The following is a 22,878-nucleotide window of genomic DNA, read 5'->3' as shown; positions in this document are numbered from 1 at the left end:
GCTATAGGAAGGTGAAAGTATGATAAAGGAAACCAGAAAGCGAACAGAGAAAGTATTTGAAGAGTACAACGACTACCAGGATAGAGGCATGGTTAAGTGGTTAACGGCATTCTCAATGGAAGAACTGACAAGGTCCATTTCTGCTGGAAAAGAAGAGGCTCTGAAGGATATCCCTATCCTCGCTCAAATGAATGCAAGTGAAATTGACGAAGTATTAGCGGAGGCTCTGCAGAAAAACAGACCCGTATCCATTCAATTGAATCAAAAAGATTCCCTCGGGCGTCAAACTGAATCGATAGTAGGGCATTTCAGAGGCTCTCTTACGGGAAATAAAATCTTCATTAACAATCAATGGATTTCACTGGAATCTATTCGCAATATACAGCTTTTACAAGCGGAAAAATGGTTCCAGATTCACGTCTTTACAAATAATCGAATGCAAATAGCCGGAAAGAATCCTAATCCAACATCTTCCCCTATTGAAGAAAATGATACTTTGGATACGGAAATTACCTGGATTGAAGACTTCAATCAGAGCGAGGAATGGATAGAGTAGTCAGCGGCAGCTGTGATATCTAGACACCACCGAAATAGGTCTTCAGAGTATTGCTGTTCAGCGCTTTTTTCTAGTTTTTGAACTATTTCTTTCCTGATTAAGAAAGCGTATACTTAATTTTAAGGGGGGGATATCATGAAGTTGGAACATTATGCGGAAGTAGTGGATCAGATTTGTTCTAAGATTGCAACTAGTAAGGCTACTATCAAAACGACAGAGACGTATCTACATAAGCAATTACGTTCGGGTGCACCGATTGAGCAATTCTCTGATCATTATGCATTGCTGGATAGTGAAGAGGGCCGTCTTAGCGGATTGAACGAAGCACTAAAGATACTCCAATCACAATTATTGAAGTACAAAGCCGACCAGCAGTAGCAGCGGTCGGATACTCATAGGGACTACCTATCAAAATCTACTACGAAAAAAGAAGGAACAAAGCTGACTAAATCAGGCTTTATTCCTTCTTTTTCATTTCTGTAAGATAGTTAAACCTTCGAAAATTAAACAGCGGTATTCCTATCCACGATTCCCTTTCATGATCCCCACTACTTGATTTAGATGTAACAGGGCTTTTTCCAGAAACGCCTGCTCGGACAAAACACAAACAGAGTGGCCTTCTTGTTGTAAAGTATCCACCTTTTGCATCTTCAGACTTCGCGGATCTTCTTGAAACAGATTAGTACTCGCCTTTCCGACCACAAGGATGGTGGTATCTTTGGTGACGGCAACTTGCGGCTTTCCTCCTAAGGCAGTAACTAATGCCTGCGCTTGTTTCCGCGATAACGTATCCAATTTACCCGTAAATACAATTTTTTCGCCCCGCAACATATGCGCGCCCCCCCTTTTTCACAAGCTATCTGCTAATCAGATCCGTTCTTTTCTTCTATTTTACCGCTATCGGAAGGGGGTTCGCAACATGCGTCGAACATGTATTCTGATTCCTGGTCAGAAATTTACTCTTTATTTAAAAAGGAAAGCTTAAATAAGGTTTTCTAAAGAAAACGGAGCGAAAATAAAGGGTTTTGAGGCCTTTTCAAATTCAAACACAGATCCCTTATCCACCAACTGACAAAAACTCTCCCATCCTCACAGTCGATTTTTCAAAAACACAAGAACAAAGGCAGTTCGTAATCATTTTTTCGTTTTGAGTCGCCATACGCCCTGAACGATCCTGCGGAGCCGGATCAGGGCTTTACCATTTCGGACTGTTCCATGGCAACCGACATGCGGGAGGCCCCTCCTTCGGTCCCACATGCTGCTATCCCGGAACAGAAATCAAAATCAAGAACCGCAAAAACTTTTTTCTCACTCCCTGGCGTCCAATCCAAAAAAACTTTTTGTCTAAAGAGTCTCTACCCACTGAAGTGGCAAGAGGCTCTTTTTTCTTGATTTCGATTTATCCTCATGATCACTGGCTAGCCAACAAAACGGAAAAAATTCAGCTTTTAGCTCTCGCTTAGGCGTCACAAAACAAAAGGAGGAAATAAAATGACTGAAGGAAAATCAGAATTAGTAAGTGTCTATATCCACGGAATTTACAAAGGAAAAATTAAAGCAGACACGGAAACCATTGCCCACATTGTAGCCGGAGCCCTTCCCTATGAAAATTACGCTATTGTGAAAGGATTTAACAAATTAGTCCTCACTACATTCGGGAATTTTTTGAATAATGTACCGGACCAAGAATGGTTGAAACGAGAATTGTTGCCCATCCTGATTCCCTTGCAAATGGGCCAAGAAGACATTAAAAAAGTCACCTACCAATAACATAAGGCAGAATTTTCCGTTTTGAAATTTGAGAGAGAGTAGGAAAAGAATATGACTAAAAAAGTTAAAGTGGAATGGAAACAGGAAGTGGTTACGGAGATTGTACGCGTGAAACAAATCGTAATGGAACGCCCCATACAATACCAGGATAACATTGCTTCCACCCATGAGGCGGGCCGGTTCGGGGCAACCGAGATTGGAGACGAAGCCCAGGAGGTAGTCCTAGTGGTTATTCTGGATACGAAAAATAAAATCAACGCGATTCACCGTGTTTTCACAGGAAGTTTAAATACAAGTGTGGCGCATCCGCGAGAAATCTTTCGAAGCGCTTTACTTAACAACGGCGCCCGGATTTTAGTCTATCATAACCACCCCAGCGGCAACACAGAGCCCTCAGAAGCGGACCTTATCTTCACAAAACGCATGGAAGAAGCCGGAAGTGTCCTTGGAATCGACTTGCTAGACCATATCATTGTCTCTGGCAAGGAATGGCTCTCTTTGAGAGAGTATGGGATACTATAACAAATTTAAGAGAGGTCAGATGATTAGTCTGCCCTCTCTTAAATTTTTTTATTCGTCCTGTAATTCAATCTGATTATGCATTGTAAGTCCATCAAAATCATGTCCTAGAACAACCTGAGCCAATTGCTTCATTGTTCCCCTGCCATCATTTATAGTATAGAATTTCAATCCTTTAATTTTTACTCCCTGGACGTCATCTTCAAAGAGAAGTTCCGCTTCATTTTCGTTGATATAGGTAAGCAAATCTTCCTTCCATTGTTCCTGCTCCAATAGATTGATACCTTTTGGTTCAATGAAAACTTGAACAAAAAATTCAGCATTTTGAAGATATAGAATAAAATCCGGTTGGAACCGTTCAAAATGCACATCTTGCGTGTGTTCGCTAAACTGATGGAGCTTGAGAGCAGCATTCTTTGCTGATTCTCGGTGCATATTCTCGTCCATTCGAATCAGATAAACATCTGAATATTGTTTCTTCAACTCTGCTACTCGTTCACCAATCCGATCAACTAATTGTTTCTCTGTCAAATTGATAATGGCAGAATCATATACAAAATAGTCTTCATCAATGACAAAGCGCTGCACTTTTTGAGGATTTCTCTCTCGTAAAAGGTTTGAAGTATCGTAATTGGGTACACGTTTGCGATAATCAGTGATATATTCTTTGACCGGATAGCCAATAAATTTCCCTGTTCCGCGCTCATTGCTGTATCCTTTTTTAATTTTTTGAGCTATTTCCAATAAATACGTTTCTATAATTTTAAGTTTTTCCATCGGCGTCAAATCAACTTGCTTCATTGAAATTGGCGTCACCGCATAAATTGTTCGGTTATGAAGATTCAGCCATTTTTCTTCTAACAACTCCGCTCGTGACTGCAACTGCGGTAGATATCTTTTCAAATTATCAAAGTGATAGAAGGTCAACCGATTCATAGCTTTTTCGTAATAGCGCCGGTCCACTTCTATGGCCATGTTTTTCGTATTAACATAATTTCCATTTACGATATTATCTTTGTAACCAACCTCTTGAGAAGAAAAAATCCAAGGGATGACAATGTCACTACGATTATCAATGCCATATTTATCTAGACCATCGTAATAATCATCTGTGATTTCAACGGATTGATTGTAATATACTTTTCCATATTTCCATACATCCGTTTTTGTGAACTTCTTTTTCACTCTAATATCAATTAAAGGATTTTTTTCATCAGTTCCTGTCGGTAGATTCATATCATTCAATGCTTCTACAAGGTTCTTTAAATACTGTGGCTCATTGATTGTATGGTAATGGAGAGTTTCTAGAATGAGACTCGGCGTTACATCTTCTCGCTCATCGAATCTTCTGGTATATTGTTTTTGGCCATCCAATATAAAAGGATTATACCTCGCACCCCGCCCAATCAATTGCGCTTCTGCCATAGTAGTCTTTTTGTCTCCTTTTGTATCTTTGTAATTGCTGATACGGACAATATCATAGAGATTTAAGACATCCCAACCTTCTGTTAATTTAGCTACGGCGAAAATGACACGATAAAGGTTGGCAGGACTTTCCAAGCTATTCAACGCCTCATATTGCCCCTTTTCAAGCATTCCTGCGCCGCGATCACTATCGTTTGCATTAATTACCCGACCAGGGGAAAACTCTCTTTTAATTTCACGAACGATCTGATCTAACTCTGAATCGTTTTTCCGATAATATTCGTGCGCTATACTTAGCGTTTCGCTCTCCCTTTCATTACCTACGTGTTCTTGACGAAGAAGAAATTCCCGAATCAATTGTGGCGTTAAGGAATCAATCAACGTATTAAACGTTTGATTTGCTTCGTTGGAGGCATCAATTCTTTGAGACTTGAACATGATCACTGGCTTGACATAGGTTCTGTATAATTCATGAGCATAGCGCCTTCTGAACTCACTCAGCAACACGACATTCAGCATATTTTCCTCATCCGTGTTACTCGACTGGATTCGTTTCACATTCTTAGAAAAACGATCTTGAATGAAGCGATCGAGTGCATATCGATAAATTACTTTATCCTTATATTTTTCGTAGATGCTTTTATTTTCCAGATCAACCGTAGCAGTAAATTCAAGTAGCCGGTTATCTTCACGGGCGCCTAAAATAATTGAAATGGCCTTTTCCCATGACTGTTCCAATTCTTTTTCAGACTTTGTAGAAGCTGAGTAATGATGGGCTTCATCACCAAGAATAGCTACTTTATTCCGAGCATAGTCATCTTTTCCCATCGAATTTTCACTCTGAGTAAAAATATCACTGGCTATGTTTTGAACAGAAGACAGTTTAATGTAAATCGTATTTTTACTTTGAGTCCGTGGAAAAGTTTTTACACGTTCAATCGTAATACGCTCTCCTTCAATTTCAATCTCTGAGTTATACAGATATTTTTCCGATTTTTTATTCGTCAAGTTATCAATGGTCTTATTTAAGACACTGTTCGTGTTCACAAAAAATAGAAAGTTTTGATAGTCATGCTCTTGATACAAATAGAGAATCAACCCTGCCATTAAATCTGTTTTCCCTGACCCAGTTGCCATATTGAACAGTACATGATTGATATTTCTGAATTTAAAGACTTCATTTACTTGGGAATAATGGAAATAACGTAACGCCTCTTCTTGATAGCCCCGAAATTCGTGAACCATGTTTTGATTGATATATTCAGGTTGTTCCCATCCTAAATGTTCATTCATAAAACTTGTATCTAGTTCCGCTAGTTCCTTATTTAAGGGTAATTTTATTTTTTGCTTCGTTTCTTTCTTTACTTTTTCCACCTTTACTCACCACGCTCTGCATAATAGCTTTGATTGAAGGCATAATCAGTATCAGAAATCAAATCTCGAACATTTATATCATCTATTTCAGAATAATTATAGTACAGCTGATTTTTATCAATAATTTTAACTAGGGTTCGTTTCTGATCCTCAACCGATAACCGCCATATAGTATTCCTCACTTCATCTAAATTAACTCGGAAATCAAAGTCTGTCGTTTCTAACATTCGATTAAAGATTTCTTGCAATTCAGTCATTGATTTAGCAGACATAATCGAGTGTAAGAATCCAGTATTCTTCTCCATCAATTCTGCATAAACAAAGCTTCCACCACCTTGCCAACTAACGTCTTTAGAAATTCCGCCTTGCTCACCCTCAATAACTTTTTGAAGGCGGGGGATAGAGATTGTGTTGACATAGTCCATTTGTTCAATTCCGATAAATTTACGATTCATCTTCATTGCCACGGCTTGTGTGGTAGCCGATCCCATGAAAAAATCTAATATCATATCATTTTCACAAGAACCAATATGAAGAATTTTTTGGATTAACCTTTCAGGCTTTGGAGTTGAGAAAAGGAAATCACTATTTAATTTTTTCACTTCATCTCTAGCCTCATGATTATGCCCAACTTCGTCAAACCTCCAAACCGTTCTACTAGGAGTACCATCATTTTTTAAATCTAACAAAAATGTCTTTTTTGAAGGTACTGCCGTGCCGTCTTTCCCGAACCAAATCTCATTATTATCATCCATTTTTTTCAGTGTATCTATAGAGAATCTTGGATAGGTCCCTTCTGGAGGAGTCCACACGACCCCATTTTTAAACTGATATTCAAATTTTTCTGCTCTATCAGAACCACTCTTTGCATGTAATGGGGTAGCTTTCCATAATCCTTTAGGATGGTTATCGGGATTTTTATAAGCTGCATTCATTTTCTCAGTTCTAGAGAGTTTATTAGGTATCCAATCTTGTTTAGACTTTCCGTACACAAGAATTAAATCATGGTTATCAGAAAAAAATTTTGCATCGTTTGAAATTGTATATTTCTTTTCCCAAATAATTGTGTTTATGAAATTATCTCTGCCAAAAATACCGTCTGCTAATACCTTTAAATAGTGACCTTCGTCATCATCAATATTAATCCAAATACTCCCATCATCTGATAATAGTTCTTTGGCTATCTCAAGTCTATTTTTCATAAAAGTAAGCCAAGTACTATGATTAAATCTATCATTATATTTGAAGCTATCTCCTCCAGTATTATACGGAGGATCTATATAAATCAATTTCACTTTCCCTTCATACTGCTCTTTCAAAACTTGCAAGGCTAATAGATTATTACCCTTAATAATTAGATTATCATCAGTAAAGCGATCAATTTCTTCTTCCCCCTCAACGCTGTACCGTTTTGTATTCACAAAAATCTTCTTATCCAGCAGAACGTCTATTTCCTCTTTAGCTATAACTTCATTCAAAAATGGCTCTTCTGGACGCAAATCCTCTTTATCTGTGTCCTCTTTGGACATACTTGCCTTTAGAACCGTATCTTTGTATGGAAAATCTAATACCACATCTGTAGTTTCATCAATGAACTTACCGCCCGAAGACAAACCGATTTTCTTTGAATATTTTGTGTAAGAGTCTTTCCAGAACTCATCGGCTTCAAATAGTTCGATTAGATTATTTATCTGAAAAATTGTCGTATCTGCTACCTGCATAGTAAAATTTTCTTTCAACAGGTCGCTATTCAACATTGCTGCAATCAATTCACTATCGTAGTTATATAAATCTTGAATAACTCTTTGTTTATTTACTATTCCGTCGATAAAATACCTATCCTCGAACTGCCTTAGAGCCGTGTGTATCTCTTGATTAATTTTCGTCTCCATTTCATTCTCCTTCATTTGTCGTGCTATTTTTATGTATATTTCATATTCGACTCAATAATTCTACATATAACTATTGAATTAGTAGATCAATTAATATAATAGCATATATAAAAAGTAAAAAAGCAAGGCTCCTATAACAGAACCTTGCTTTTTTTCACTCTAGTTCCCTCTCATTTACCTTCTGCATGGTGTGCTGAACGCCTTTATCCTTCAGCTGCGCAATCTGATCATAAGACGCTTGCGTAAATGTCCCTTTTTTATAGGAATGTGAAATCGTCTTGGTCATCTTCTTATCTGTAATTGGGTCTGTCGCATGACTGTCAAATAGCTGATAACGGATTTTGAATGGTTGCTCCTTTTCTTCCTCAAAAACCTTCTCAAGCTCTTCTACCGTGTAGATAGTTCCCTTTTCAATTGGATTCTTACCATCATCCGTCAGAGATTGGATATTTTGAATGAGCACATACGGTTTATCGGGCCGTTCTTTACCTTCTTCACGTTCATCTTGCTTCCTTATTTCATCTGCCTTTTCCGGAACAGGTATCTCGGTTTCCTCTTTCACGGTACTTTTCTCAGCTACTTTTTCTAGCTCTAATCCATAGTGCATATCAATCCCCTGAATCATTTCACGGGCGGTCTTTTGGATTGCCGCTAAATTCTTTTCGACATCTTCAATCTCCGCAAATTTCCCTGTCCAGTTGGCCACATAATGGATTGATTCATCTGCCGGATCCAAACCAAATGATTTTGCGACTACATAGGCTGTCATTTCTGCCTGCATTTCCTGTTCTCGGGTTGTTGTATCCTTATACGGACTGTTTTCTCCATGCATTTTGGCGTGTGCCAATTCATGAATCAATGTCTTCGCCTTCTCCGAATCGGTTAAACGACTATTCATTACAATTTTATGTGTTCCGACCTCGTAGTAGCCTTTGGCCACGGTTGGGATAGGTTGATACGAAAGGGATTGGACAGTCTCCCGAGCATATCCTTCCAAGGCCTTGTTGAACGCTCCAAAGCTTTCTCCATTAAATTCAAATGCTACCCGTTTATTTGGATAATACGCCGGATAGTCCTTCTCCTCCGCATTCGTCTGCGTAATATCAAATACATGCCCCTTGGTGAAGCCAGCTACCTGCTTCATTACAGGAATTTCTTTATTCTGAATGCGCTCCTTTGTAAGAGGATCTGCTGCCGAAACGGGGACCAGCTTCCCTTCTTTATCTTTGTAATATTTACCAATACTTGGAATGAGAATTTCAATGGCTTTTTCGCCTTTTCGTACCGAAAATCCTTCTTCTTTCCATTGCTTGAATCCCTTCACAGCTAAAGCCCCTTCAAAACTCTCTTTGATCAACGCATTATTCCTAGGGGAATACTGGTAAAATTTAGACATAAAAGTAAGATATGCACGAATTCCTTCGGAGTCTTGCGCATACTCTTCCACTTTATTTTTGGCTTCCTGAGACAATTCTTGCACAGCCGCTTTTATTTCTTGCGGTGTTTTTCTTCTGTAAGTCATATGCTTTTTCACTCCTTAGAATAGTGTAACTTGCGTATCTACGACTACCTTATTTTCTAGATCGAGGGAATAGACGACATCTAACTGTTGGTAGTAATCCTGTAAAATAAGATCCCACAAATCGTTGTAATCATAGATGGGCACTTCAATATCTTTCGTCGAATCCTCGACATCGTAGGATTCTAACGTCTGAAAGAATCCCACATATTCCTCTTCTTCTATCGCGACTAAGCGCACTGGTTGTATGCTCATGCTTTCCCCTCACTTTTTTTCGACAACTTTTTCTCAAGTACTTCATGAATAATACTCTCTTCGATTAAAGGTAAATCTGTCGTAGCGGAAAGCGATAGGGGCGTTTCACTTTCCGTACTTTCCAAATTGGAATAGCTATTAAACACCAAGGCCCCCACTAATTGCTTCACGATTGCCACTTCTTTTTCTAGCTCTCCTAAATTGGTTTTCGTTTCTATTTTTTTTGCTACATTTCCTTTAGCCGCAAAGTACTGCTGAATGATTTTCCGGATTAACTGAGACCGATTATGACAGTCTGGTTCCCGAATAATTTCGTCGTCTAATAAGTCTACAACCCTTTCGTCCAGGCTGATCGATACAATTTTATGCATACGTTCCCTCCTTTTTATTCCAATCCATACTCTTGCCTATGCCTTACGTACTCCGCTTCGCGTTCATTTTGATCGTAGTATAAGAGATTCAATTTTTTCTGATAAGTATCTCCCATGACACGATCTAACCTTCGGCGATCACGTAACGTAAAACGAATCTCACTTGTTCCGTCTTCTTTCTGATTCTTCTGTAAAATTCGGCTCACACTGCGCAATTTATTTTTTTCTTCTAGCTGCACCTTCAGTTCTTTTAGGAGTCGATTCCCCAGCCGATACTCCAAATCCGCCATTTGATTCTCTTTGTAATTGTGATTCCCTCCATACAATCGCTCGCGGAAACGCGCCTCTTCTTTCAACACTTGTTGGAAAGCAACTTTGTTTCCGGAGTTATGGAGATACCGTTGGGTATAGCTATCTATTCGCTCCTTTGCGATCGGGTGCTCTCTACTGATCGTTTTATACTGCCACTTCTTTTTATCCTGGGGTAATACTTGAAGGATACGTAGCAGTTCTTTTCGTTCCGTAAAAGTTTCTTGCGGTAGTTGTAATTCTTGAACCAAGGTATCTCGTAATGCCGTTTGTTTTTCGAGAATTTGCTTTCGACTGGGCCGGGTCAACTCATTCAAAAAGGCACTCTTCATTTTCTCCAGCGTCGTTTGCTTCAGCTTTCCTTTCGGCTGTAAAGATTCCGCTCCCTGGTCCCGATAAAAACGCGTTTGCATGCCCGTAGGTGACAATGTTTTTTCTATTTTTTTCTGTCTCCGTTTCACCAATTCCCGCGAATTTTCTTTTTCGACCAGCGAAATATGAAAATGCAGATTATCCGTATTGTGGTGGAACGAGGCCGCCCAAATCGTTTGACTCGGAATAAATTTTTCTTCTTTAATCAAGCGCTCCATCATGACGCGGACCGCCTTTTTGAGCGTCTGCTCTCGTACCTCTCCATCCGGATCCAGGATCTGATTTTCTTTTAGCCACTCATTATCAAAGGAACCCACAAACTTCCATTGCAAGCTGCCATTTTGTTCCGCTTGCTGATAGCTCTCTTTTAATTCCCGGATCGAATTTTTATCGACAAAATCCTTTTCTTTCGTAAAGAGTCCACTGGCTTTTTTCTCGTCAGACATGTAGGATAGAATGCCTTCAGGAAAATAATCCGGCGTGTTGTATGCCTCACCTTTCTTTACTTTTTCTTTATCCGTCATGTAGTCGACGATACCGGCGTATCCCTTGGCGTTCGTACCTGGTAATTCAAATTCTGATTTTAAAACGAAGGCAGGTATTGTCATGGACCTTCCCCCTTCACAGCTCGTTCAGAACTTTTTGGAGCGTTCCGGTGTTTGCATTTAAGGACTGAATCAATACATTCATCTTTTGATCGATAGAATCAATTTTCGCCACTTCTTTTGCGACAGCACCCAAAAATTCGCGTTGTTCTTCTTGGGCCTCTTCCTCATAAGACTTCCCGATATATTCTTCCAACACTTCAATCACGAGGTCAGACAGGGAATAGCGTTTCGTTCCTAATGCTTTTTGTTTCTGCTCCACAATCCGGAATAATTCTTTCTTTAGAGAGTGGGACACTCCCGATACCCGGATTTCGACTTTATTGTTTGCATACATAAACACACCTCCAATATCCAATCCCTTTCAGCTTTTAGAAACCATAAACCAAGAATCCACTAGATTTTTCCATGAGCATAAGGGGGTCACTCCGCTGACGTTTTCTCGATCCCTCGAAAACCGCTTGATATCAGGCAAAGCCTGATGTGTCCCCTACTCCGCTCAAAATGCGCTAAAAACCCTCTTTTTAATAGGATTTCATAACATTTAATAGGTTTTAATAACCTCAAATCCAAAAATTAATAAGTTTTATGAAGCCCTTCTACAGCCAATCTACCAATAATCACTCGGTATTTTTGAGTGCGTCCTTCTTCTGTTCAGCCAAGGCGATTTTTTCTTTTAGTTGGCTGTTCTGTCTGCCTAAGTCCGCTATGCCCTGTTCCATTTTTACGATTTCTTTCACTAATTTGTTATTGGTAGAATCGATTTCCGCTTGTTCTTCACTCAGAAGATATTTCTTTTCTTCCTCGTTCTCTTTAATTTTTTCTTCGTACTGTTCGATTTTTTCTTTCAGTGCGCTTCTCTCTTCTTGATTGGCCGCGATCTGATTTTCTGTTTCCGAAATTTCAAAGGCAATAGCCTTTTCTTCGTAATGCAGCGTGTCCTCTGTTATTTCATACGCCGGATCGACTTTAAAATCTTCTTGTAGGTAACGCATCTTCGTCAGATCTGCGCTGGCGTCCTCTTCCTTCACTTCCGCTACCGTAAGTGAGAGTGCCTGAAAGTCTTTTGGCACATCTCCAAAGAAGACCACGTAATAATTTTCTGACACTTGAATCATTTCTTGCGGCAAATACGTATCCGTATCTGTAAAAACCAAACCTGCAAATTCGTAGGCTGGCAAGTCGTCAATCATGCTTTGCTCTTTCTTGATATAGACATCGACTTCCACAATGCCGGTTTCCGGATTATAAATGAGATCCGAAACAGTCAGGTCGTTTTGGCCAACCCCAACATACTGTCCGATTTGATTCGTTTCTACGTTCACTTCGCCTGATCCAGCTGTGACACGCAAGGTGAAAATGGTTAGCAGACTCAATAGGTACGCCAGTAAGATGCCATAGTAAAGATAGCGCGGGTTCTCTTGAAATTTCATTTTTAGTTCGCTCACAAGTCTTCTCCTTTCTTACTGGTACGGCATCAACGCACTGACCTCATCAACCATAAACGTACCTTCCGCTGTGTTGCCAAGCGTCACCCGATAATACAATCGGGATTGTACAGCCGTGGCATTCTCTTGATCAGTTTTTGTCTTTTGGTGAACGACAATCAGATATTCATTTGTATTTTCAGTGTCTAGCTGGCGATAAATTTCTGTCTCTTCTACTTCAATCGTATAGCCAATGGCAGACGGTATAACGTCCACACTGCCGTTCATTTCTTGGAAGGCTTCCGCACTCATGAGTGTCCCCAGTTGTGCCAAATTTTCTGCCCGCTGATCGGCACCCATTCCAAATTGCAAGCGAGCAAATTCCTCCAAGAAGGCGACTTGCTTCTCGTTTGACCCAGGAAGTCCGACAGTCGTTTTTCCTTCTTCAACAGGATCTGTTGCTTGCGTATTTTCTTCTCCGGACGAAGAGTCCGATTCCGATTCAGTCGTTAAGAGTTCATCAATCCGTGATTTTAATTGCGTATTTTCTTCTTCCAATGCCGTAACCAGTTCTGCTTGTTCCTGACTCTTTTTCTCTTGATTAGAGTGACTCCCTAGCCAGTTGACGAAGAAAATCACATTCCCAACAACTGATACCAATAGCAACAAGTAGATCACTGTAAAGATCTTTTTTTCCTTCATATCCTACCTCCTACGATTTACATCCGAACCGCAAAGTCGGGTTGAAAATATTGAAGAGGCGTTATTTTGGTCACGTCCCCTGGCTGCGGCGCGTGAATAAAAGTACCGTCTCCCAAATAAATGGCGACATGCGTTTCTGCACCTGTGGGACCCCAAAAAAGCATGTCTCCTGCTTTCGCTTCACTGACCGGAATCCGCTCACCAACCAAAGCTTGCGTAACGGTCCAAGTGCTGACATCTATCCCCCAGGCTTCTTTGTAGACCCATCCGACAAAGCCCGAGCAGTCCCACCCATTCGGCGTCTTACCACCCCAAACATAGGGCACGCCTAAGTATTGCTTCGAAACGTCCAGTAAGTGTTGCACATCCCCATTGATGGCTTCCTGATTACCTGTTCCGGCCACCAAATATTGTCCTACTAAGTCCGCATAATGAAAGTTCCCGCCATTATAGTAGATGTAGGGCTTCCCATTCGCTTCACTGATTGCGTTTCGATAAGGCATCGTAATGCCAGTCGTATTTCCAAGGGAAGGCGCCACGATGTTTTTGGAGTATTGCTCTGCCAGTTCCAGCGTGTGGACCCCGCCATTTCGTGCAATGTATTGAATATACGCGGTCCCGAAATTGTAGCCCATCAACAAGGCACCTACATCCGTCACACCACGTTCTCTCGCATAATCGATATTTGCCTTCATGTACTTCACGCCCTGCTCGATACTTTGCAGTGGATTGGTGAATGCATTAGGTGCCAAACCGGCTGATTCTGAGGATTGCATAACGTCTGCCAACAGACCTTTGGATTCCACTTGAATGATAGCCAGAATCACACTTTCATATTCTGGTATGCCATAGTCGGTCAATACTTCTTGGACCATGCTACGGTATTGTTCTGTCTCCGGACTCAACCCGACATTGCCGCCGTAAAAACCGATTGGTGCCTGACTATCGGTGCTACTCTCACTCTCTCCGATAAAAATTGAGAGGACTCCTCCCAGGGATCCTGCTACTACCATTAGACCTAGAAGCAAAACGACCAGGACCTTCCAACCTTTCTTTAATAACACTTGGGGCTGCTGCAATAACTGCATGGAAGCATAAAAAGAATGGTGCATACGTTTCCTCCTTCTCCTTAATTCCCGCCCTTAAACCGATCAACTTCTTCTTGAGAGACAAAGACTTTCATTTTAAAAGCTTCTGTTGCGCCCGTTGTGAGTACGGTTTCCCCTTGCTGTAGCTTCGGAATCTCACCTTTCAAGCTATCCGTCAACACATCCCCGATTACCCGTTGGACCGTGTCCACCTCGGAATGGTCCAAACGAAAGAAAAACTTATATTGGCAAAGAGCAAAAATGGTTTTGAGCGCTTCATTCGTATCGTTGGCCAGGTTACTTTTCAAAATCGAATCGATTGTCTGGGTCGCAAACAAGACCGATCCGAAAAATTTCGGCATTTCCCGCTGAAACTGAATGATATAGTCTACGGAAGCTTTGTTGTCGGGATTGATCACGTTATGACATTCATCTAAATACACCGAGAAGCGCCGAATATGCGCCCATTCCACTTGATTATTCTCGTACAGTTGCTTCATTTTCCGCCCATTCCGTAAGGCATCATTCCAAATCATCGAAATGGCCGTGTAGAGTTGCGCCCGGAAAACATTGCTGGAAAGGGACTGCAAACTGGAAATGTCATAAAACACCACTTGTTCATCCTGGACATTCGGAACGGTTGTCCGGCCGTTGAAGATATTCCCATTTTCTTGCAGCATACTATCCAATGTGTTGCGGATTTTCTCGATCCGAACCCGTCTGGCCGGCGTGGGGGCTTCCCGTTCAATGACCTGCTGATATTTTTGTGTCATGAAGGCCAACAAATCGATCAAAATAGGATAATCGGCAGAAGGTCTGCCAGCGATAGCCGTTTGTTGTTGCGCCTCTGGCTCGTTGGTATCTACCCAAAGTCCATAGTCTACATAGAAAGCCGCCAACATCCGTCCGAACTCATTCAAATCCGTCTCCGTAAAATCACTATTCAACATCCCGATCATGAGCTTGCATTTCGCGATATGCTGATGGAAGCTAGCCACATGATCGACGGATAGATCCTTTTCGGATCTCGTAGCGGTAGAGAATACTTCCAGCCAATTGATTCGACCATTTTTCCCGGCCAAATCGATATACGCACCACCCTTGTCGGCTACCACTTCTTCAAAATCACCCGCTTTATCAAATCCGCGGATAAAATTATCCCGGTTATAGTCGTCCTCAAATAACTTTTTCAGCAAAGTCGATTTTCCGTACCGCATTTGGCCAAATAAGAAAGTATGCGAGTATTTTCGATTCCGATTGTCATTCATATAGCGATCAAAAAGAACGACGCCATTCGTACTGGTACGGCCCAAATACATGCCGTACGGATCTTCCAGACTTTTGTGGTGGAAAGGATAGCCGCCGCCAAGAGACCGCGCTGGAATGTATTTCCCATTAATCGTAAAATTACTTTCCATTTGTTTATCCAACGGAAGAAACAGGCCGTCCCATTCTTCCTTCATACCCGTCAAAAGAATGGTTGTTTTATAACCAAGTCCGGTCAACTCCCCTTTTAACCGATTGATTTTCTTGTCCAATCCTTCTCGGGTGGCTGCTGATAAATACAAGCGATTCACCACAATTTTGATCGATTCTCCTCTTTGTGAAATTTCATTGGCCACTCGCTGTAAGGTGGAAATGCTCATTTGCGATTCCAATTGTTCGATATTACTTTTTTCTTCCAAAGCGCGGGCGTAAAATTCGTCTATGGACCGATCAATCGTTTTTAAAATATCGTCACGTTCCGCCGTCAACACGTCCATTACCGCAATCACTTCGTCTCGTTGCATAAGTTGATTTAACCAATAGGTGTTCTGGGTTGTTTTCATATCGTATACATGCAGACACGTTTCATAGCCATCTGCTTTTTTGACGTACTTATCTTCAAAAACAAGACCACCTTTTGGCTGAATTTCAGCCATAAATGCTTTGTTATAGACTTCCGCTATGTTCTCTTTTTTATTTACTTCTGCTTGAAGGGCTTTTGACTTTTTCATTGTCCGTTCCATGTTCACTCCTCCCCATCTGCATAACTACTCATATTCATTAGCCGATCTAATATCTTCAACTTTTTTTCAACCGGGACCGGTTTGGCGCCTAACGCTTGACCACCAAAAATATAGATTTCATTTTCAGCTCGCTGCAGCTCCTGGATTGTGGTGGCTGAAAAAAGTAAATAGTATTCCTGGTTCGTTGCATTTTCTTCTACAAATTTGAGTTGTTCGATGGTGTGTAAGATTCGCTTTTTCTGTAAGTCATTTTTTGCATTCCGATACATTTTGGCCCAATAATTGCGCTGATCGGACGTGTCTACATTGCTCCGAATACTCAAATACTTTTGCGGAAAATTCGTACTCGTCAAAAAACGGGAAAATTCCTCGATCAATCGGTTTTTATCACTCTCAGTCAATGTGTTTAAATCATGGGATTCAATTTGAACCATGTTCTGGTATCGTCTATCCCGCATCACAAGATAGCCTTCGGCAGTCAGATCAATGTAAGGGATCCAATCAGCCATCTCTTTGATCCCCCCGTTCGGGCTTTGAAACAACGATTTGATATTCTCCCAAGCAGATTTGCCGTTTGTTTGCATTAGTTCGCCTCCTCTTCCTTCCATTCTTCTAAATGAGCGACTGCGGCATATTTTTGATAATCCAAGCTTTTAACTTTCCGAAAGTCTTGCAGAAGTCCATGGGTGATCAGCTTAAAAATGGAAATATTCGGCACCGGTTTGGTAATAAATAGAAAAGTGAATAGGACATTCACGGCATAATAGGCTAGCTTTAAACGGAAGATTCCGCCCGTAAAAAAATCTTCCAACATCAGCGTCAGCAGCAACATCATCAATAAAAAAGGAATGTCACTGGAGTAAACCGCCCATAACTTGATATCGGTTTTCAACTCTTTTGGAATTTCATACATCTTTGTTCCTCCTAACCAGAAAAGGAAGCGGAATTGCATAAAGCTTGCAATAACCCCTTCCGCCCTTTATTTTCGGTTCCCATTTCGATTCTGAATGTCTTTCGTCGGTTTTATCGAATCTTCCATTCGTTTCTGACGCGGTTGTATTCGCCCGTCTATTGCGCGAGTTTCCAGAATGGATTCTGAGATCGGGGTACTTGGACCGGAGTTCTCTTGCTGTAACACGTACCGCAAAGTCGGCTTTGAGTCTGTTTGTTCTGAGGGTCTGTTTACTAGCACCGTTTTTTGTATAGGTGCGGACCTTCTGACGGAAGAATCCGTTTCGTACTGAACGCGATTGGATTCCACCGGGGAATCCTCTACGATCTGTTCCATACGGGGGACATTGACCGTGCCGTCTGAATTGATTCGCTTTCGTGAACCCGTCGTTGTTTGGGAAATATGCGTATTTACCGAATCTGCCATTCCGCTATTTTGAACGTTTACAGCAATATTTCGGTCTACTAAGCTATTTAACCTATTTGAAACTTCTACGCTCTCATAGCTTGATTTTGCGCTATTTGTGGACGTTTCATTAGGTTCCAGCGGTTGGAAGGAAGCGTCTTCTTCATACAAGAGATTTTCCATACGTGGAACATTGATCGTGCCATCCGAATTGATCCGCCCTTTAGTGCCTGCACTTCCAGTAGAAGTCAGTGCTGTCCTCTCCGTAATCACCCCTTCATTCCGTTCGTTTACAGCAACATTTCTTTCTGATAAGGTATTTCCTTGATTTACACGATCTATGCTTTGAGAAGAGCTGTTTTGGGCCAATGAATGACTATCAGCCCCTGCAATGCTTGTTGAATCGCTCTCGGTATCAGTATTTGCTTCTTCGAAAGAGTGCTTCTGTAAGGAATCCAAGGATTGCCCTGTATGGGTAAGCCCCGTTGTGGCGACAAAATTTTTATTTTCATTTAAAGCAGAAGGCTCCATACTTTGTGTACGGGTTCCCCCCTGTTTGGCCAAAATCGCATTTAAATCTTTTTTACCCGTCCCGTCTGTATGGAGAGTTGATTTCTCTGATGGTGTACCCGCTATTCCCACATCTGATTCAACCGATCCTGCCCCCCATGGAGAATCTGCGCCCGTTGCTTGTGGGTCTTCCATTTCGTTTGTCATGCCCATTTGTTGCAAGTAGGTTTTGGCTTTTTCTGGATCATTTCCATTCAGCTGCAGTGCTTTACCAGCATTTGTTTTCGTAGCCCCTGTTTCCATTGCCAAGTCATTCAATTGACCTTGTTGAAAGCCTCCCTGGGCGAATGAGTGCGCCAGGTCACTCGATCGCATAGCGTTCTGCGCTGTTTGCAATGGGTGCTTGAAGCTGTTCATTTTATCTTGCATACCGTTTTGCAGGTGATTTCCTATACCACCCGCCTCTTGGCGATTTTCATTCCATTTACCTAATTTGTCTGCATTGTAGTCCACGCTGTTGCCAATACCATTGGCCAATCCTTTAGTCCCTCGGCCCAACGCCGCTCCTAACCGTGTGCCTGCATATAAGCCCATCAAAGTCGCTTGCCCATCTTTTACACCTGCGTCGAATCCGAAAATACGAGGAATGGTTTTCGTTCCATCGATCACCACAAATGCCGCAACAATCATAATCATGGCATTTAGAATGGGTACATCGAAGAGATCCATTGCCAAAATCCAACTCGTGAATAACTGATATAACCGCAAAATATAAAAAATGGAGACGAACGTCGCAAAACCATTGATCATTTCTTTTAGAACCACTTTAGCTTTTTGCCCTGTACCGATATCCGTGTTGATTGCAAAGGGCGCTACCAACTTCGTAGTAGCCAATTCGAATGCAACTGATATCAGTTTGAACGAAAAGAATATGTAAATGACAATCAGCGAAAGAAACTCCAACAGAATCACCAAAAAGTCATAAGAATAACGGAAATAATACTCGTCCCAAAAACTAAATAGACCACCATTATCCAGTTCCTCATCAACAACACTATCTCCAGTTGAAACAAGCTTGACACCTAAGACGTCCTCGTCACTATCTGCTGCTTCAGTCAGATCGAGTGCTTCAAAAGGTAATTCACGGGAGAGATTTTTTCTGGCTTCTAAGTTCTCCCACTCTCCACTTTCCGCAAGAATTTCAATATCTGTGATATTGTCATACAAGACGTTCGCAGCTAACATAATGTTCCCTTCTTCGTCCGTACCTAAAGCCGCAACACTGGCATCTGCGATAGTCAAGAATTGGGTCATAGTCCATGGAATGGCGATAATGAATAGAACTCCCAGCACCGTATTACGGAATAAATCAGAAACAGTTTTTCTTTTCCCGAGAATAAAATTGTATCCCTGAAACATAAGGGCAATCGCTAGGAAAACAAAACTTGCCAATGCCAAATACTGGTAAAAATCCTGAACTTCCGGCTGATTAAAAAAGGCCAATATGCTCGCCAGATGGTTAACCATCGTCTCCATACCATTTGCCAATCCGTACAATAAGCGAAATAAGAATTGTTCAACATAGCGGAAAATCCATGCAGGTATGGACCTCAGTTTAAATAAGTCAGCATACTGCATTAGTATTTCTTTTGGAGTCATGCTATAGCTCCTTTCAAAAAAAGAAGTGGTTCCACTAAATTCAATTTAGTACCACTTCTCTTTTTTAATCTTCTTCAGTTAATTTCAAAACATACTCGTTTTTTGCTGTGCTTCCGATTTCATCAGGATTATGCGTGAACCAAAAATATACATCATCTTCTATTCGTCCTGCATAATATGTTTTCTCTCCCCATTCAACCAAGTAATAGTCCGTTTCGTCTGGTTCTTCTGCTACTTCCACTACTTCTGATGCTAATGTTTCACCATTTTCCGCTAATCCTGTTGCATAAATCTTTTCCTCTTCTGCCGTAAAAGTTACAGTCGCATAATCTTTATTGGTCCGTAAATTTTCCACGCTGAACGTTTTCCCCACGAGCTCTAACGGATCTTTCACTGTTGTGCCGCAAGCCGCGAACAGGAAAAACAACGATAACAATAAAACATATCCGATTCTTTTTTTCACACTGCTCACTCCTTTCAAGTCTCTGTTCTCAACCCCAACGCTATCTTTTGCTTTTTAGTTTCAGGTTTTATGTATTGCTCATCAAAATCCATTTCTTCAAAATCTTCTTCCTCCAGCAACGAATCCAAATCAATATATTCGAGCGGCTTTCCTTTTAGAATATTTTGAATATCATACGCGATATTCTCCACCGTCAATCGATTTCCGTCCCGATCTACTTTATCCTGCTCCAGAACGAACGAGGCGATTAGTCCTTTGATTTCCTCTGCTGATAAATTCTTATTTTTTCGATCAAAGACACTAATCGTCCCATTTAGAAATACGGTATCAAGTATCATTTTGATTTCATTCCGCTGCCCGGTACTGATTTTCATTCTTTGCGGATTTTGAAGTTCTTCATAATCCATTTGCAGCGCGTGTAACTGCAACTCTGCATGCAACGAAGGAATACGTAATTCATGACGATCTTTTTCCGTATCAAAATCTTCCGCTAAGTATTGATACCGGTATTTCATACGGGTTTTTCCTGTATTGAAAATCGCTTTGGGTCGGATATCGCGTCCTTTCTTGTCTCGTCGCATGATCGATCGAATCACAACCATCTCGCCTTCCTGTAGCTGCATGAGCCTATTTTCGGAAAGTAACGGCTGCCGATCCACACTCGTGGTGCGAGTGGAATCCAAATCCAACACTTTCCCGCTACGACTATCGATTTCAATGGTGCGGTAGCCGATCTTCTCACTGATTTCTTTTGCCGTCTCTTTGTTCGTTGTAAAAATGTATAAGTGGTTTTGGCAATTGTCCTTTATGGACGTCGCTTTGTCTTTTCCATACAACGAGTCAATCTGGTTGTATCCTTGCACGACCAGGGCAAACAGGATATTCCGGCCAAGACACACAGTCAGCATGCTATCCATTCCTTCAATGGGCGGCATGTTTCCGAATTCGTCCAAAATGAACTGCACGCGTCGGTGTAATTTCTGACCCCGGGTAATCGTGGCCAGTTGACTCAACGTTTGATACATCTGCCGGACAAAAATCGAGCAGATAACATGCATAGATGAGTCATAATCTGGCACGACCATGAAGACGGCATACGAATCTGTGATATACAAAACTTCCAGGGATTGAATGGCTCTCTCTTTTTCCGATACGTCTTCACACCACTGCATGTGCGCAAAATCTTCGAACTCTTCTTTCCCATACTGATTGTGCCCTTTTGAAACACGTTGGAAGCTATACGTAACTGCTTGATCCGGATTATCTCTTGGCACAAACTGGATCCGATCCCCATCTGCTAACGCGTAGTCAAAATGAAGGTGGAGTAACCCACATTGGGTTGTCGGACCGGAGACGGCTTCTACACGCCCAATTTCCTTTCCAAAAGGTTGGGTTTGGTTCTTTCGGTAGAAAAGGACTTCAAAATCCTGTCCTTTCAAGCGGATATCGGTCCGCAAATGAATTTGTTTCGGAAATCCGACACGCGTCATATCAATGGAATTGATACTCGTTAATTTTGCAATGGCATCTCCTGTAAAAATCTCCAGTTTTGAACTGGCCACCGAAAAGATCGAACCGCGGGTATTCCCTTTGGCAAAATTACTGGTAGCGTATTGCTGTTTGGCCACACTGGTAGGCGGCAATCCTTCAAAATACTCGTCCAGGGCGTTGACTTCCGTCTTCCCGCCGTCTTTCGAATAATTTTTTGATCCCATTTCACTCAAGAAAGACGCTACATTTTTCAACGTAATCCTCTCCGGATGGTAATTATCCGCGTCATAGTACTCTTCACATAACGCTAAGATAATCGCAGAGACTAACGCTTGTGCGGAATTGTCCCAGAAAGGTTCCTTCGCATTGGGGTTGTTGTAGAGAGAAAACGTCAATGTTTTTGTTCTCTTCTGTGCTTCCGCATAGTCCCCTTTTTCAAAGGCTTGTTTCACCAATTCCAGTGGATTGTAGCTCATACCCTCCATTGGATTCAGGATATTCAGCACTTCTACGCGGTAGCCTCTTTTTCGTAACGTCTCATAACTCGCCGTATATAGTTCTCCTTTTGGATCGTTGATTACCAAGTTCGGTTTCGCGCTGGCTCGAGAATTCACGTCAATCATAGGAAAAACCAGCAATTCCCCTTTCCCAGATCGGGAGGTCCCGATTATCGCGGTGTTTTGTGTGCTTTCGTCCACAAACACCGTGTCCTTTACCCGCGATATCAACGTCCCACCTAAGCCATCCCATTCTTTTTTCTTTTCTGGAACCGCTGTGTAGGTACGGGAAATCTCTTCCAGCGTTGCTAAGGCGCTGTCGCCTTTTTGATTGCGATTCAAGGTACCATATCTGCTGCGCAGCTTAAACATGGTGTATAGGGCTACCCCGAAAGCAAGGCCATAACTTCCCCAATGCAGCCATGTGACCCCTCTTGTATCCGGATAAAAATTTCTCGCGTTGATAAAAGTAGTCCAATTGACACCCGAAAATCCGGTTAACAACTGAAAATCGGGAGCTGTAACAAACAACAACAACCGTGTGACCGTTTCAATCAGAAACGTAGCAGCGATGGCTGAAACCACAAAAACTGTGACGCCAACGAAGAAAATCATACCCCAGTTCCCCAGGTAGGCAGATAACCCTTTGGGTTTGCCTTCTTTCGAACGATCCTTTGAAAATGTAGATGGTCTTGTTCGCAAAAACGA

At 41.5% G+C, this 22,878-nt stretch carries 21 protein-coding genes; 4 read left to right on the top strand and 17 right to left on the bottom strand.

What is annotated here, in order from left to right:
- Positions 1-19 precede the first annotated feature (19 nt).
- A complete protein-coding gene (locus tag BMX58_RS12035; RefSeq protein WP_068624244.1) occupies positions 20-556 on the top strand; it encodes a hypothetical protein in 537 nt (178 codons plus the stop codon).
- 135 nt (positions 557-691) lie between these two features.
- Positions 692-934, top strand: a complete 243-nt coding sequence (locus tag BMX58_RS12030; protein WP_068624246.1) for a hypothetical protein — start codon at positions 692-694, stop codon at positions 932-934.
- A gap of 141 nt (positions 935-1,075) precedes the next feature.
- Here the strand turns inward: BMX58_RS12030 and BMX58_RS12025 are convergent, their stop codons facing one another.
- A complete protein-coding gene (locus tag BMX58_RS12025) occupies positions 1,076-1,387 on the bottom strand; it encodes a BRCT domain-containing protein (protein ID WP_068624247.1) in 312 nt (103 codons plus the stop codon).
- A 660-nt stretch (positions 1,388-2,047) separates the two neighbouring features.
- On the opposite strand from BMX58_RS12025, the gene BMX58_RS12020 reads away from it, so the two are divergent.
- Entirely contained in the window at positions 2,048-2,326 is a 279-nt protein-coding gene (locus BMX58_RS12020; RefSeq protein ID WP_084254002.1) for a hypothetical protein, read from the top strand.
- A 51-nt stretch (positions 2,327-2,377) separates the two neighbouring features.
- A complete protein-coding gene (locus BMX58_RS12015) occupies positions 2,378-2,848 on the top strand; it encodes a JAB domain-containing protein (protein ID WP_068624249.1) in 471 nt (156 codons plus the stop codon).
- 48 nt (positions 2,849-2,896) lie between these two features.
- Here BMX58_RS12015 and BMX58_RS12010 read toward each other — a convergent pair whose 3' ends face one another.
- The 16 genes from BMX58_RS12010 to BMX58_RS11935 all read right to left on the bottom strand — a co-directional run bounded on the left by BMX58_RS12010 (position 2,897) and on the right by BMX58_RS11935 (position 22,872).
- Positions 2,897-5,563: a DEAD/DEAH box helicase family protein gene (locus BMX58_RS12010; RefSeq protein ID WP_084254005.1), complete on the bottom strand. Its 2,667-nt coding sequence runs from the start codon at positions 5,561-5,563 to the stop codon at positions 2,897-2,899.
- A gap of 83 nt (positions 5,564-5,646) precedes the next feature.
- Positions 5,647-7,536: a site-specific DNA-methyltransferase gene (locus BMX58_RS12005; RefSeq protein ID WP_068624253.1), complete on the bottom strand. Its 1,890-nt coding sequence runs from the start codon at positions 7,534-7,536 to the stop codon at positions 5,647-5,649.
- 154 nt (positions 7,537-7,690) lie between these two features.
- Entirely contained in the window at positions 7,691-9,058 is a 1,368-nt protein-coding gene (locus tag BMX58_RS12000; RefSeq protein ID WP_068624255.1) for an ArdC-like ssDNA-binding domain-containing protein, read from the bottom strand.
- Positions 9,059-9,073: 15 nt separating this feature from the next.
- Complete coding sequence (locus BMX58_RS11995; RefSeq protein ID WP_068562541.1) at positions 9,074-9,310, bottom strand: hypothetical protein; 237 nt, start codon at positions 9,308-9,310, stop codon at positions 9,074-9,076.
- Positions 9,307-9,681, bottom strand: a complete 375-nt coding sequence (locus BMX58_RS11990; protein WP_068624257.1) for a hypothetical protein — start codon at positions 9,679-9,681, stop codon at positions 9,307-9,309. The genes BMX58_RS11995 and BMX58_RS11990 overlap by 4 nt, the downstream gene beginning before the upstream one ends.
- 14 nt (positions 9,682-9,695) lie before the next feature.
- Complete coding sequence (mobP2, locus tag BMX58_RS11985) at positions 9,696-10,970, bottom strand: MobP2 family relaxase (RefSeq protein ID WP_068624259.1); 1,275 nt, start codon at positions 10,968-10,970, stop codon at positions 9,696-9,698.
- Positions 10,971-10,983: 13 nt separating this feature from the next.
- Positions 10,984-11,304, bottom strand: coding sequence for a hypothetical protein (locus BMX58_RS11980; protein ID WP_068624261.1), 321 nt, complete (start codon positions 11,302-11,304; stop codon positions 10,984-10,986).
- 283 nt (positions 11,305-11,587) lie between these two features.
- Positions 11,588-12,415 carry a hypothetical protein gene (locus tag BMX58_RS11975; RefSeq protein WP_068624263.1) on the bottom strand — a complete coding sequence of 276 codons (828 nt, stop codon included), beginning with the start codon at positions 12,413-12,415 and terminating at the stop codon, positions 11,588-11,590.
- Between the two features lie 15 nt (positions 12,416-12,430).
- Positions 12,431-13,096 (bottom strand): hypothetical protein, encoded by a 666-nt coding sequence (locus BMX58_RS11970; protein ID WP_068624265.1) that lies wholly within the window; start codon positions 13,094-13,096, stop codon positions 12,431-12,433.
- Between the two features lie 17 nt (positions 13,097-13,113).
- The gene (locus tag BMX58_RS11965) at positions 13,114-14,208 is read right to left on the bottom strand and encodes a bifunctional lytic transglycosylase/C40 family peptidase (protein ID WP_068624267.1); all 1,095 of its coding nucleotides are present in this window, start codon (positions 14,206-14,208) and stop codon (positions 13,114-13,116) included.
- Between the two features lie 17 nt (positions 14,209-14,225).
- A complete protein-coding gene (locus BMX58_RS11960) occupies positions 14,226-16,193 on the bottom strand; it encodes a VirB4 family type IV secretion system protein (RefSeq protein WP_068624269.1) in 1,968 nt (655 codons plus the stop codon).
- A gap of 2 nt (positions 16,194-16,195) precedes the next feature.
- Complete coding sequence (locus BMX58_RS11955; protein WP_068624271.1) at positions 16,196-16,777, bottom strand: hypothetical protein; 582 nt, start codon at positions 16,775-16,777, stop codon at positions 16,196-16,198.
- On the bottom strand, positions 16,777-17,106 hold the full coding sequence (locus BMX58_RS11950) for a hypothetical protein (RefSeq protein WP_068562550.1): 330 nt from the start codon (positions 17,104-17,106) through the stop codon (positions 16,777-16,779). Before BMX58_RS11950 ends, BMX58_RS11955 begins: the two co-directional genes overlap by 1 nt.
- 66 nt (positions 17,107-17,172) lie before the next feature.
- The gene (locus tag BMX58_RS11945; RefSeq protein WP_068624272.1) at positions 17,173-19,719 is read right to left on the bottom strand and encodes a pLS20_p028 family conjugation system transmembrane protein; all 2,547 of its coding nucleotides are present in this window, start codon (positions 19,717-19,719) and stop codon (positions 17,173-17,175) included.
- Between the two features lie 64 nt (positions 19,720-19,783).
- Positions 19,784-20,182 (bottom strand): hypothetical protein, encoded by a 399-nt coding sequence (locus BMX58_RS11940; protein WP_068624274.1) that lies wholly within the window; start codon positions 20,180-20,182, stop codon positions 19,784-19,786.
- A 14-nt stretch (positions 20,183-20,196) separates the two neighbouring features.
- Positions 20,197-22,872: a VirD4-like conjugal transfer protein, CD1115 family gene (locus BMX58_RS11935; protein ID WP_131814093.1), complete on the bottom strand. Its 2,676-nt coding sequence runs from the start codon at positions 22,870-22,872 to the stop codon at positions 20,197-20,199.
- Between the last annotated feature and the right edge of the window lie 6 nt (positions 22,873-22,878).

It is taken from the genome of Trichococcus ilyis (assembly GCF_900109135.1).
GTDB lineage: Bacteria > Bacillota > Bacilli > Lactobacillales > Aerococcaceae > Trichococcus > Trichococcus ilyis.
This window is presented reverse-complemented; position numbering and strand designations above follow the sequence as displayed.